The organism is Mameliella sp. LZ-28, assembly GCF_012274245.1.
GTDB classification, from domain to species: Bacteria; Pseudomonadota; Alphaproteobacteria; order Rhodobacterales; family Rhodobacteraceae; genus Antarctobacter; species Antarctobacter albus.
The window spans coordinates 449,198-461,313 of sequence record NZ_JAANYX010000032.1 but is presented as its reverse complement, the minus strand read 5'-3'; the positions used below and the strand labels follow the sequence as shown (position 1 = coordinate 461,313).

The 12,116-nt window shown below is 66.9% G+C and carries 11 protein-coding genes; 4 read left to right on the top strand and 7 right to left on the bottom strand.

What is annotated here, in order from left to right; translation table 11 throughout:
* Positions 1-53: 53 nt before the first annotated feature.
* Positions 54-839 carry a ChaN family lipoprotein gene (locus tag G9Q80_RS17440; RefSeq protein ID WP_088714778.1) on the bottom strand — a complete coding sequence of 262 codons (786 nt, stop codon included), beginning with the start codon at positions 837-839 and terminating at the stop codon, positions 54-56.
* Complete coding sequence (locus tag G9Q80_RS17435; RefSeq protein ID WP_043141111.1) at positions 836-1,714, bottom strand: RNA polymerase factor sigma-32; 879 nt, start codon at positions 1,712-1,714, stop codon at positions 836-838. The genes G9Q80_RS17440 and G9Q80_RS17435 overlap by 4 nt, the downstream gene beginning before the upstream one ends.
* 212 nt (positions 1,715-1,926) lie before the next feature.
* Here G9Q80_RS17435 and G9Q80_RS17430 point away from each other — a divergent pair, with 212 nt between their 5' ends.
* Together G9Q80_RS17430 and G9Q80_RS17425 are read left to right on the top strand one after the other, a co-directional pair.
* The gene (locus G9Q80_RS17430) at positions 1,927-2,799 is read left to right on the top strand and encodes a glutathione S-transferase (protein WP_043141109.1); all 873 of its coding nucleotides are present in this window, start codon (positions 1,927-1,929) and stop codon (positions 2,797-2,799) included.
* 97 nt (positions 2,800-2,896) lie between these two features.
* The gene (locus G9Q80_RS17425) at positions 2,897-4,411 is read left to right on the top strand and encodes a YifB family Mg chelatase-like AAA ATPase (RefSeq protein ID WP_088714777.1); all 1,515 of its coding nucleotides are present in this window, start codon (positions 2,897-2,899) and stop codon (positions 4,409-4,411) included.
* On the opposite strand, the gene G9Q80_RS17420 is transcribed toward G9Q80_RS17425, so the two are convergent.
* The 4 genes from G9Q80_RS17420 to rsmI all read right to left on the bottom strand — a co-directional run bounded on the left by G9Q80_RS17420 (position 4,377) and on the right by rsmI (position 7,565).
* Positions 4,377-5,279: an alpha/beta hydrolase gene (locus G9Q80_RS17420; protein ID WP_088714776.1), complete on the bottom strand. Its 903-nt coding sequence runs from the start codon at positions 5,277-5,279 to the stop codon at positions 4,377-4,379. The genes G9Q80_RS17425 and G9Q80_RS17420 overlap by 35 nt on opposite strands.
* On the bottom strand, positions 5,276-6,211 hold the full coding sequence (gshB, locus tag G9Q80_RS17415; RefSeq protein ID WP_088714775.1) for a glutathione synthase: 936 nt from the start codon (positions 6,209-6,211) through the stop codon (positions 5,276-5,278). The genes G9Q80_RS17420 and gshB overlap by 4 nt, the downstream gene beginning before the upstream one ends.
* A gap of 90 nt (positions 6,212-6,301) precedes the next feature.
* Positions 6,302-6,688 carry a YraN family protein gene (locus tag G9Q80_RS17410; RefSeq protein ID WP_088714774.1) on the bottom strand — a complete coding sequence of 129 codons (387 nt, stop codon included), beginning with the start codon at positions 6,686-6,688 and terminating at the stop codon, positions 6,302-6,304.
* A complete protein-coding gene (gene rsmI, locus G9Q80_RS17405) occupies positions 6,678-7,565 on the bottom strand; it encodes a 16S rRNA (cytidine(1402)-2'-O)-methyltransferase (protein ID WP_074623089.1) in 888 nt (295 codons plus the stop codon). The genes G9Q80_RS17410 and rsmI overlap by 11 nt, the downstream gene beginning before the upstream one ends.
* Before the next feature lie 99 nt (positions 7,566-7,664).
* Here rsmI and G9Q80_RS17400 point away from each other — a divergent pair, with 99 nt between their 5' ends.
* Both G9Q80_RS17400 and G9Q80_RS17395 read left to right on the top strand, forming a co-directional pair.
* The gene (locus G9Q80_RS17400; RefSeq protein WP_088671085.1) at positions 7,665-8,852 is read left to right on the top strand and encodes a penicillin-binding protein activator; all 1,188 of its coding nucleotides are present in this window, start codon (positions 7,665-7,667) and stop codon (positions 8,850-8,852) included.
* Positions 8,812-11,607 carry a [protein-PII] uridylyltransferase gene (locus tag G9Q80_RS17395; RefSeq protein ID WP_069208240.1) on the top strand — a complete coding sequence of 932 codons (2,796 nt, stop codon included), beginning with the start codon at positions 8,812-8,814 and terminating at the stop codon, positions 11,605-11,607. The genes G9Q80_RS17400 and G9Q80_RS17395 overlap by 41 nt, the downstream gene beginning before the upstream one ends.
* On the opposite strand, the gene G9Q80_RS17390 is transcribed toward G9Q80_RS17395, so the two are convergent.
* On the bottom strand, positions 11,604-12,038 hold the full coding sequence (locus G9Q80_RS17390) for a hypothetical protein (RefSeq protein ID WP_088714773.1): 435 nt from the start codon (positions 12,036-12,038) through the stop codon (positions 11,604-11,606). The genes G9Q80_RS17395 and G9Q80_RS17390 overlap by 4 nt on opposite strands.
* Positions 12,039-12,116: the final 78 nt, after the last annotated feature.

Sequence of the window (12,116 nt, the reverse complement as noted above, 5' to 3'; positions counted from 1 at the left end):
CGAGCCGAGACAATGGCCGGGCACGCCGGCGGCAATCGCGCGTCGTCCGGATGTCACCGCGCGCGAAATGCCTCGCAGGGGTCCGGGCGATCCACGGGCGGCGCGCTTTCGATCAGGTCGAACCCACCGTCAGGCGCCGCCCCCTCGTTTTCGCCCTGCCCAAGGGCCAGGATCGAAACATCGGGCGCCGCCAGCGCCAGCAGGGCCGGGGCGCCCCAGTCCTTGCGGGCGTGCCCGTTGCCGGTGATGACCGCGACGGGGCCACCGGTGGCCTCAAGCGCCTCCAGCGCGGCAGCGGCCAGGCGCGCGTCGCGCAGGCGTTGGATGTCCACCATCATGGGCAGGATATCGGCGGGCAAAGCATCGCAATGCGCCGCCATCTGCAAGGCCTCGCGCCTTTCCTGCTGCCCGACCGGCAGCGGCCGGTCCAGCCCGAACCGCGCGGCGTTTTCGCCAAAAACCTCGACCAGGGTTTGCGACATAGCCGCCCGTGCGGCATCGCGCGGCACCTGCGCCCCGAAATGCGCGGCCTCGGGGGCCGCCACAAAAATCGGGTAGTACATGGAAAACGCGGGCCAACCGCTGTCAGCCCAGTTGAGCGCCGCGCCCAGCGCCGCCTCGTCGGCAATCAGGTCGGGTGTGATCCCGGGCATGGCCTCGGGGTCCAGCATCTCCCAGACGATGGCGCGGGGCTGCACTTCTGCAACGATCTCGGCCTGGCGCGCGTGATGGGCAGGGTTGTCGTGCACCTCGCCAAGAAAAAGCACGTCGGCGTCAGAAAGCGTGTCCGCCACAGCGGACCCGGCAAACAGCAACAGGCCGAGGATCACATGTCTCATGCCAGGAAGTGATGCACTTCCCCGCTTTGCGCCTCAAGCGCCTTGCGCATCTTTCCGAAGGCCGCCGCCTCCAGCTGGCGCACGCGCTCCTTGCTCAGCCCCAGTTCGGTGCCCAGCGATTCAAGCGTCCGCGTCTCCTCGCGCAGCTTGCGTTCGCGCACGATAAACCGCTCGCGTTCATTCAGCGCGCCCATCGCCTGAACCAGCCAGTCGCGCAATTGTTCGCGGTCGTGTTCATTCTCGACAATCTCCGAGGCCTGCGCACCGTCATCCTCGATCGTGTCGATCCACTCCCGGCCCTCGTCCTCGACCGACTGCGTGGCGTTCAGCGAGTAATCCGACCCGGACAACCGTCCTTCCATCATCTCGACATCCCGCAGCGGCACGCCGATTTCGGTGGCGATCTTGTGGCGCAGCTGATGCCCGTCCAGTTCCTCCCCCGAGGCCGCCGCCTCACGTTCGATCCGGGCCTGAACCCGGCGCATGTTGAAGAACAGCGATTTCTGCGAAGAGGTCGAGCCGGTGCGCACCATCGACCAGTTGCGCATCACGTAATCCTGGATCGAAGCCTTGATCCACCAGACCGCGTAGGTCGAAAACCGCACGCCCCGGTCCGGGTCGAACTTGTCGGCGGCCTTCATCAGGCCCAGCCCCGCCTCCTGGATCAGGTCGTTCATCGGTGCGCCGTAGCGTTTGAATTTTGCGGCCATCGAGATGGCCAGCCGCATGTAGGCCTGGATCAGCCGGTGCAGCGCCTCCTCGTCACGGTCGTCCCGCCACGCGTAAGCCAGTTTCAACTCGGTTTCCGCGTCCAGCAGTTCGGCCTTCATGGCCCGGCGCGACAAGCTCTGGTCATTGAATGAATCAAGTGCCATTTCCGCTCCCCTGGTGATCTCGGGCCCCCGATTTTCCGGGCCTCCTGATCGTAATACGCGCGTGGCGGACACGCAGATCACTTTTGTGTCTGTGGGTTTTCGATCAATCTGCACGCATCCATCTGCCGGCGTGATCCCGATCGCCACGAATCCTGATTTCCAGCCGCGCCACACGTGCTGTAGTGCAACGCACAATCGATTGGAGAGGTTCCATGTCCGACAAGCTTTTTCTTGGCGATTACAGTTATTCCAGCTGGTCCTTGCGGGCCTGGCTGCTGTTCCACCGCTTCGGCATTCCCGCGACGATCGAGATCGTCGATTTCATGAAGGCCGGCGTGGCGGAACAGATGTCGCGCTTTTCCCCGGCCCGCACGGTGCCGACTCTGGTCCTGTCAGACGGCACCGTGATCTGGGACAGCCTCGCCCTGGCCGAAGAACTCGCCAGCCGCCACCCAGACGCGGGCCACTGGCCCAGCGATCCCGCAATGCGCGCCACCGCCCGCAGCCTCGCGGCCGAGATGCACTCCAGCTTCGGCACCCTGCGCGAGCTTTGCCCGATGAACCTGCGCGCCGCCTATTCCGACACGCCCGTGTCCGAGGCGCTGCAGGCCGACCTGGCCCGCATCGAGACGATCTGGGGCTTTGCACTGGATCGTTCGCGCGGGCCCTGGCTTTGCGGCGATTACTCGGTCGCCGATGCCTTCTTTGCGCCGGTCGCGGCCCGGATTGCAGGCTATGCCCTGCCGGTGGGCGACCAGGCGCGCAGCTACGTCGCCGCGCACCTGGCAGACCCGGCCTTCCGCCGCTGGCGCGCTATGGGCCTGGCGCGCGGTGCGACCCTGCCCTGGTACGACCGCGACTATGCGCAACTGCCCTGGCCCGGCCCGACACCGCGTCCCGCCCGCGCCATCGACAAGGGCGAGGCCGAAAACACCACCTGTCCCTATTCCGGGGATCCGGTGACGCACCTGATGGAAAGCGAGGGGCGCATCTTTGGCTTCTGCAACGCCTTCTGCCGCGACAAGACGGTGAACGATCCGGACGCCTGGCCGAAATTCGTGGCGATGCGCGACGGCACCAACTGACCCTTTCGGCGGAAATTCTTAACCCCGCCCGCCACGCGTTAACCAGTTGCTAACCACGTCCGGGGCAGGCTCGCCCCGGTCTGACGTGGGGAGTTTCATGGTTACGCGCGCCCATACGGTCGCTTTCGAGGGGGTCAATGCGCGCCCGGTCGAGGTGCAATGCGCCGTCACTCCGGGACTTCCCGCCTTTTCCATCGTCGGCCTGCCGGACAAGGCCGTGTCAGAGGCGCGCGACCGCGTGCGCACGGCCCTGAGCGCGCTGGCCATCGCGCTGCCGTCGAAAAAGATCACCGTCAACCTGGCCCCGGCCGATCTGCCCAAGGTCGGCTCTCATTTCGATCTGCCCATCGCCTTGGGGTTGCTGGCTGCGCTCGACATCCTGCCCCGGGACGCGGTGGCCCAGACCGTCGCCCTGGGCGAGCTGTCGCTGGACGGCGACCTCTTGCCCGTGGTCGGCGCCCTGCCCGCCGCGATGGCCGCGGCCGAGGAAGACCGCATCCTGCTCTGCCCCCGCGCCTCGGGCGCAGAGGCTGCCTGGGTCGATGCCTGCACGGTGATCGGCGCCGGGAACCTTCTGGAAATCGTGCGGCATTTTTCCGGCGACAACGTGCTGGAACCCTCCCGTCCGGGCGAGGTGACAACAGACCCTGCGGCGCGCGACCTGCGCGACGTCAAGGGACAGGAACGCGCCAAGCGGGCACTGGAAATCGCCGCCGCCGGGCGCCACCACCTGATGATGATCGGCCCGCCCGGCGCGGGCAAATCCATGCTGGCCGCCCGCATGCCCGGCATCCTGCCGCCCCTGACCCCCATCGAGGCGCTGGAAACCTCGATGATCCATTCCATCGCAGGCCTGCTGACCGATGGCGGCATCTCGCGCACGCGGCCCTTTTGCGAACCGCATCACACCGCCTCGATGGCGGCCCTGATTGGCGGTGGGCGCACTGCACAGCCGGGGCAGGCCAGCCTGGCCCACAACGGCGTCCTGTTCATGGATGAATTCCCCGAGTTTCCGCGCAACGTGCTGGAAACCCTGCGCCAGCCCATCGAAACCGGCGAAGTCGTGGTGGCCCGCGCCAATGCCCATATCCGCTATCCCGCGCGTTTCCTGCTGGTCGCCGCGGCCAACCCCTGCAAATGCGGCCATCTCACCGATCCCGCACAGGCCTGTTCGCGCGCCCCCAACTGCGGCGAGGACTACCTGGGTCGCATCTCAGGCCCGCTGATGGACCGCTTCGACCTGCGGCTGGAGGTGCCCCCGGTCAGTTTCACGGACCTCGACCTGCCCGCCACGGGGGACAGTTCCGAAACCGTGGCCGCCCGCGTTGCCGCCGCCCGCGCCGTCCAGGCAAACCGGTTCGCCGATCACGACGCGCTGCGCACCAATGCCGATGCCGAGGGCCAGCGCCTCGAAGAGATCGCAACCCCCGACGACGAGGGGCGCGAGCTTCTGACCCGCGCCGCCGACCGCTTTGGCCTGACCGCGCGCGGCTATCACCGCGTGCTGCGCGTCGCCCGCACCATCGCCGACCTCGACGAAAGCGCGACGGTCCGCCGCCCGCACGTGGCCGAGGCGCTCAGCTATCGGCTGCTGTCTGCGAAAGAGAGTTGATCCAGCGCGCGATCCGCCGCAGCGTGATCCGCGCCTCCGGCAGGATGTTGTGAAAGATGGGCCAGACATGCGGCAGGTCCCGCGCGATGTCCTCCTGCACCGTCACCCCCTGTTCGCGCAGCCGCGCCGCCATGCGCCGCGTGTCGTCCAGCAGGAATTCCCTGTCCCCCGCCGACAGCCAGACCGGCCCCGCGCCAGCGAAGGCGGCCCAGAGCGGGGAAACCCGCGGGTCGCGCCGATCCATGTTTTCCGGCAGATAGTGCATCGCCGTTTCATGCGTGCGGCTCGCCGGCAGGACCACGTCGCTCTGTGCATTGCGGGTGACGCTGTCGCCCGAAAACGTCATGTCCGTCAGCGGAGACAGCGCGAAACTCCCAAGAGGCTGCGGCAGACCCTGCCGCAGGATCTCGCCCAGCAGGGCCAGCGCCAGCCCGCCGCCGGCGCTGTCGCCGCCCAGCACGACCCCGGCGGGATGCGCCATGACCGCACGATAGGCCGTCAGCGCATCCTCAAGCGCGGCGGGAAAGGGATGGTCCGGCGCCAGCCGGTAATCCGCCAGGCAGGCCGGGCACCGGGCTGCGCGCGACAGCCAGGCGACCATCGCCCGATGCGTGTCGGCAGAACCCATGACGTAGGCACCACCGTGAAAGTAGAGGATCAAAGGACCCGGCAGATCCTCGTTGACCCGCAGCACCGGCACACCGTCCAGCACGTCGCGCCGCTGGCGGGTGCCCCTGGGCGCAAAGAAGAAAAAGCGCGCCTTCCTTTCAAAGGAGGCGCGCAGCCGTGGCACCGATTTGCCCCGTTCCAGGTGCGGCCGCTCCGTCATCCGCAACCAACGGTTCAGGACCGGCCGCATCAGGCTCATGCCAGCTTGGCCTCGATTGCCTGCCAGATTGTCGCGGCCACGTTGATGCCGTCGAACCGCTCCAGTTCCTGGATGCCCGTGGGCGAGGTCACGTTGATCTCTGTCAGCCAGTCGCCGATCACGTCGATCCCGACAAAGACCTGCCCCTTGTCGCGCAGCACAGGCCCGATCCGCGCGCAGATCTCGCGGTCACGCTCGCTCAGCGCGACCTTTTCGGGGCGCCCGCCCACATGCATGTTCGAGCGCACCTCGCCCTTGGCGGGGACCCGGTTGATCGCACCGACCGCCTCGCCATCGACGAGGATCACCCGCTTGTCGCCCTTGGACACGGCGGGCAGGTATTTCTGCACAATCAGCGGCTCGCGCGAGAACCCTGTGAACATCTCGTAGAGCGAGCTGAGGTTGCCGTCCGCGGCGCCCAGCTTGAACACCCCGGCGCCGCCGTTGCCATAAAGCGGCTTGACGATGACATCGCCGTGTTTCTCGCGGAAGGCGCGCAGCACCTCCAGGTCGCGGGCGATGGCGGTGGGGGGCGTCAGGTCGGGAAAGTTCAGGACCAGCAGCTTTTCCGGCGAATTGCGCACCCAGAAGGGATCATTGACCACCAGGACATCGTCCTTGAGCCGGTCCAGCAGGTGCGTGGTGGTGATGTAATGCATGTCAAAGGGCGGATCCTGGCGCAGCCAGATCACGTCCATGTCCGCCAGGTCGACCGCCACGCGGTCACCGAGGATGGCGGGTTTCTCCGCCACCCGCTGCACGGTCATCCAGTGCCCGCGCGCGGTGATCCGCCCCTCTTCGTAGGCGAGCTGGTCCGGCCCGTAGTAGAACAGTTCGTGCCCGCGCGCCTGCGCCTCTTCGGCCAGGCGGAACGTGCTGTCGGCGTTGATGTCGACCCCGGTGATCGGGTCCATCTGAAAGGCGATCTTCATCGGCGTCCCCTGCAATCTTCCCGCCATAGATGGCGCAGGACGGGGCCGGGTGCAATGCACCGCAGCCCTGCACGGGCGCAGGGCCAGCGCTCAGTAAAGCGCGTTTTCGATCACCCTGATCTCACCGTGACCGTTCACCAGCGCCACGTCGAAACGGATATCCGTGAGCGACCCGCGCGGCATGGTGCCAAGGAATTCCTCGCCCGCCCGCATCAGGCGACCGATCTGGCGTTGCGACAGGCGTGCGACGGCGCGGTCGAAACTGCGGCTTTTCTTGACCTCGACGATGATGACGCCGTCGCCATCGCCCAGCACGAGGTCGATCTCACCGGATCGACCGCGCCACCGCCGCGCCAGCAACGGATAGCCCCGGCGGGCATAGTCCGCGGCCACACCATCCTCTGCCGCAAGGCCCGCGTGATAGCCGCACCGCCCGGTGTCGCCCCGCCCCGCCACACCCGCGAAATCAAGCGCCATCGCTTTCTCCTTTTGCCGAGAGGCGCATGGCCAGTTGATAGACCGGGCGCCGTTTCACCCCGAACCGCGCCGACACGAAATCCGCAGCATCGCGGACCGACATCGTTTCCAGCGCCTTGTTCACCTCCTGTTCTAGATCGATTTCCTTAACGGATCCTGAATCCCCCTTGCCGATCAGCACCACCACCTCGCCCTTTGCCGGGGTCTCGCGGTAGTGATCGGCCAGCTCTGACAGGGGTCCGCGCCGGACCTCCTCGAATTTCTTGGTCAGTTCCCGGCAGACCGCCGCCTCGCGGTCTCCCAGCACATCCTGCGCGGCCAGCAGCATCTCCGGCAGGCGCCGGGGCGATTCGTAGAACACCAGCGTCGCCGGCACGCCCGACAGGTCGCGCAGCGCCGATTTGCGCGGCCCGCCGGCGTTGGGCAGGAAACCGGCGAAAAGGAACCTGTCCGTCGGCAGCCCGGCCAGCGTCAGTGCCGTGACCACCGCGCTGGCCCCCGGTGCGCTGGTGACCGCGAACCCCGCTTCGGCGGCGGCGCGCGCCAGATCGAACCCGGGGTCCGAGATCATCGGCGTCCCCGCCTCCGACGCGTAAAGCACCGATTTTCCCGCCGCCAGCTCTGCCAGCAGGCGCGGACGCGCCCGCGCGCCGTTGTGATCGTGGTAGGCCACCAGCGGGCGATCCCCCAGCGCCACGCCATGCAGTTCCATCAGCCGCCGCAGGCTGCGCGTGTCCTCTGCCGCCAGGACGTCCGCCGTGGCCAGCATGTCCAGCGCGCGCAGGGTGATGTCGCGCGCATTGCCGATGGGTGTGGCCACAAGGTACAGTCCCGGCGTCAATCCGCCGCCCTGTCCGGCGCTTTCCGGATTCGTCACTGGTCCCCCCTTTCGCCCTTCTCTATGATCGTCGCCAAATCGCTCAGCGCGCCGCCCGTGCCGCGCATGTCGCGCAAGAAACGAGGGAGTCCACCGTCCATGTTCGCCATTTTTTCCAATTTCCGCAAGGCGCTGCGCCCGCTGGCCGGTCTGGCCGCCGCGGCTGCGCTTGCCGCCTGTGACCCCTCTGCGCTGACCAATATCGGCGGAGGCGGCGACGGTCCACGCATCAATACCGGCAAACCGATCCCCGTGGCGCTCCTGGTGCCGCAGTCCGACCAGGGCGCCGCGCCGATCGCCACCTCGCTGGAAAATGCCGCCCGGCTGGCGATGGCCGACCTGGGCGAGGGTGTGACCATCGACCTGCGCGTCTACGACACCGCCGGCCAGGCCCCCGCCGCCGCGGCTGCCGCGCAAAAGGCCGTCGACGAGGGCGCCAAGATCATCCTGGGCCCGCTGCGTGCCGACGCGGTGAACGCCGCCGGACTCGCCGTGGCCGACGAAGGCGTGAACGTCCTGGGCTTTTCCAACAACCCCACCATCGCCGGCGGCAACGTCTTCATCCTGGGCGCGACCTTTGACAACACCGCCCGCCGGATGATGGCCCATGCCCGCCGCAACGGCAAATCCAACATGGTGGTGATCTACTCCGAGGACGTGGCCGGACAGCTGGGCAAGCTGGCAATCGAGAAGGCGGCCGTGGAATACGGCGTCAACATCGTCGGCAGCCAGGGTTACCAGCTCTCGATTGAGGGCGTCTCGGCCGCCGCCAGCGCCGCGGGCCGCGTGGTGTCATCGGGCGCGGCCGACAGCATCTTTATCACCACCGCCGCCAGCAACGAGGCCATGCCGATCCTGCTGGACCGCCTGCCCGGAGCCGGGGTGGACCCAGCGAAGGTGCAATACATCGGCCTGACCCGCTGGGACGTGCGCCCCGATCTCTTTGGCCTGCCCGCCTCTGACGGGGCCTGGTTCGCGGTGCCGAACGTGGCCCGGCTGGAAAGCTTCTCGGGCCGCTACAACAGCACCTACGGCACCGCGCCGCATCCGCTGGCCGGCCTGGCCTACGACGGGATTTCCGCCATCGGCACGCTGGCCGCGCAGGGCCGCAACGATGCGCTGTCGGCCACGGCGCTCACCTCGACTGGCTTTACCGGCACGGGCGGTGTATTCCGCCTGATGAGCAATGGTGCCAACCAGCGCGCGCTGGCCGTCGCCACGGTAAAAGACAAACAGATGGTGATCCTTGACCCTGCCCCCAGCAGCCTCCCAGGCGGCGGCCTCTGAGACCGAGACGCTTCCCGACAACCTGATCGCGCCCGCCGCAGAGATCTTTGATCTGCCGGCGGTGCGCGGCACGCTTTTCGCCGGGATGCCCAAGGGCGCGCCGGAAACGGACGTGCGCAAGCACACGGTCAAGACATTGCGCGCGGCCTTCGACGCAGGCCGCGTCAAGGTGGCAGAGGCCTTTGCCGCCGAACCCTTCGGCTCGCGCCGCACCACGCGGTCCTATACCTGGATCACCGACTGCATCGTGCACCTGGCCTTCGAGGTCGCAACCGAGGTGCTGCACCGCCTGCCCAACCCGACGGAATCCGAACGCCTGTCGGTGCTGTCGGTCGGCGGCTACGGGCGCGGGGAAATGGCCCCCTTCTCGGACGTCGATCTGCTGTTCCTGACCCCCTACAAGATCACCCCCTGGGCCGAGAGCGTCATTGAATCGATGCTCTACATCCTCTGGGACCTGCGGCTGAAGGTCGGCCACAGCTCGCGCACCGTGCGCGATTGCCTGCGGCTGGGGGCCGAGGATTTCACCATCCGGACCGCCATGCTGGAAAGCCGGTTCCTGACCGGCGACGCCGGCCTGGCCGAGGACCTGGACCGCACCCTGTGGAACGACCTGTTCAACGCCACCGCCCGCGAATTCGTCGAGGCGAAACTGGCCGAACGCGACGCCCGCCACGACAAGCAGGGCCAGCGCTACATGGTCGAGCCCAACGTCAAGGAGGGCAAGGGCGGGCTGCGCGACCTGCAGTCGATGTTCTGGATGATCAAATACGTCCACCACACCGACGATGTCTCGCAACTGGTGACCACCGGCGTCTTCCGGCCCGAGGAATACGAAACCTTCGTCCAGGCAGAGCGTTTTCTCTGGGCGGTACGCTGTCACCTGCACCTGGCTGCCGGACGCGCCAACGAGTTGCTGAGCTTCGACATGCAGGTCGAAGTGGCCAGCCGCTTGGGCTACAATGATCGCGGCGGACGCCGCGCCGTTGAATGGTTCATGCAGGACTATTTCCGCCATGCCACCTCGGTGGGTGACCTGACGCGCATCCTGCTGACCTCGCTCGAGGCCGATCACACCAAGGGCGCGCCGCTGATCCAGCGCCTGTTCCACCGTCCGCCCCAGGTCAAGGACGGTTACAAGGTCGTACACAACCGGCTGGCCATCACCGATGACGCGGCCTTTCTGTCCGACAAGCTGAACCTGCTCAGGGTCTTCGAGGAAGGGCTGCGCACCGGCCTGCTGATCCACCCGGACGCCATGCGCCTGGTCAAGGCCAACCTGCACCTGATCGACAATGCCTTCCGCGAGGATGACGAGGCCCGGACCCTGTTCCTGGACCTGCTGCTGAAACACGGCAATCCCGAACGCGCCCTGCGCCGGATGAACGAACTGGGGGTGCTATCTGCCTTCATCCCCGAATTCGCGCCCATCGTGGCGATGATGCAGTTCAACATGTACCACCACTACACGGTGGACGAACACATCATCCAGTGCATCTGGAACCTGTCCGAGATCGAGCACGGCAACCTGACCGAGGAACTGCCCGTCGCCTCGACCATCCTCAAGGAAGGCATCAATCGCCGCGTGCTTTACGTCGCGCTCTTGCTGCATGACATCGGCAAGGGACGGAACGAGGATCACTCGATCCTCGGCGCCCGCATCGCACGCACCGTCGCGCCGCGCCTGGGCCTGTCGAAATCCGAAAGCGCCACCGTCGAATGGCTGGTCCGCTATCACCTGCTGATGTCGGACATGGCCCAGAAACGCGACATCGCCGACCCGCGCACCGTGCGCGGCTTTGCCAAGGCGGTGCAAACGCGCGAGCGGCTGGACCTGCTCTGCGTGCTGACGGTCTGCGACATCCGCGGCGTCGGCCCGGACACCTGGAACAACTGGAAGGCCGCGCTGATCCGCGCGCTCTACCGTCAGACACGCCGCGCGCTCGAAGGCGGGATGGAGGCGCTCAACCGCGAGAACCGCGGCACCGAGGCGCGCCAGAACCTGCGCGAGGCGCTGTCGGACTGGGACACGCTGGCGCTGGCTGCGGAAACCAGCCGCCACTACGACCCCTACTGGCAGGGCCTGCATGTCACCGCCCATGTGGTCTTTGCCCGGCTGCTGCGCGACCTCAAGGACAACGAGATCGCCATCGACATCCACCCCGACGAGGACCGCGACGCCACCCGCGCCTGTTTCGCGCTGCAGGATCACCCCGGCATCTTCTCTCGCCTGACCGGCGCGCTGGCGCTCTCCGGGGCCAATGTCGTGGATGCGCGCACCTTCACGACCAAGGACGGCTACGCCACCGCCGCCTTCTGGATCCAGGATGCCGAGGGGTCGCCCTACGAGGACACCCGCATCCCGCGCCTGCGTGACACCATCCGCAAGACCCTGATGGGAGAGGTCGTCGCCCGCGAGGCGATGAAGCCCAAGGACAAGCTCAAGAAGCGCGAGAAGGCCTTCAAGGTTCCGACCCACATCACCTTCGACAACGACGGGTCCGAGATCTTCACCATCATCGAGGTCGACACCAGAGACCGCCCGGGCCTGCTGTTCGACCTGGCCCGCACGCTGGCGGGGCTGAACATCTATGTCGCCTCCGCCGTGATCGCGACCTATGGCGAACAGGTGGTCGACACCTTCTACGTCAAGGACATGTTCGGGCTGAAACTGCACTCGAAGGTCAAGCGCGACCAGATCGAGAAAAAGCTGCGCTCGGCCATCGAGGAAGGCGCCGAGCGCGCGCGCGGCTAACGGTCCGCGTTCCAGATCGCCCGCAGGCTTGCGCCCTGCGGGCTTTCGGGGGCGACGTCCACGAATGCCATCGCCTCGTCCCGTGTCCGAAACACCCCGGTTTCCCAGGGGCTGAGACCATCGGTGATCGACTGGTACATCCGCGACATGCCATAGACCACGTCGCCCGGCGCATATACCGAGGTGCGCGAGGCATGATCGCGCTCCGCGTAATAGCCCTTGAGCCGGTAGGCCAGCCGCTGCATATCCGCGAAATAGGCGTCGTGCAGCGTACAGTCCGCCATGTCCACCAGGGCGTGCTGATGCCGGTCGTAAAGCGGATGCGCCGCATATTCGAGAAAGGACTCGATATGCTCTTCGGTCCCGACCTCTCCGCGGAAATGCACGAGTACCAGGTTGAACCCGGGCAGGACCTCGAAAGTGACTGGCACGCGAACACGACCTTTTGGGGTGACTTCAGGGGCAACCAGCGACATCACCCGTCACGAGATATTGGGCAGCACCGGATC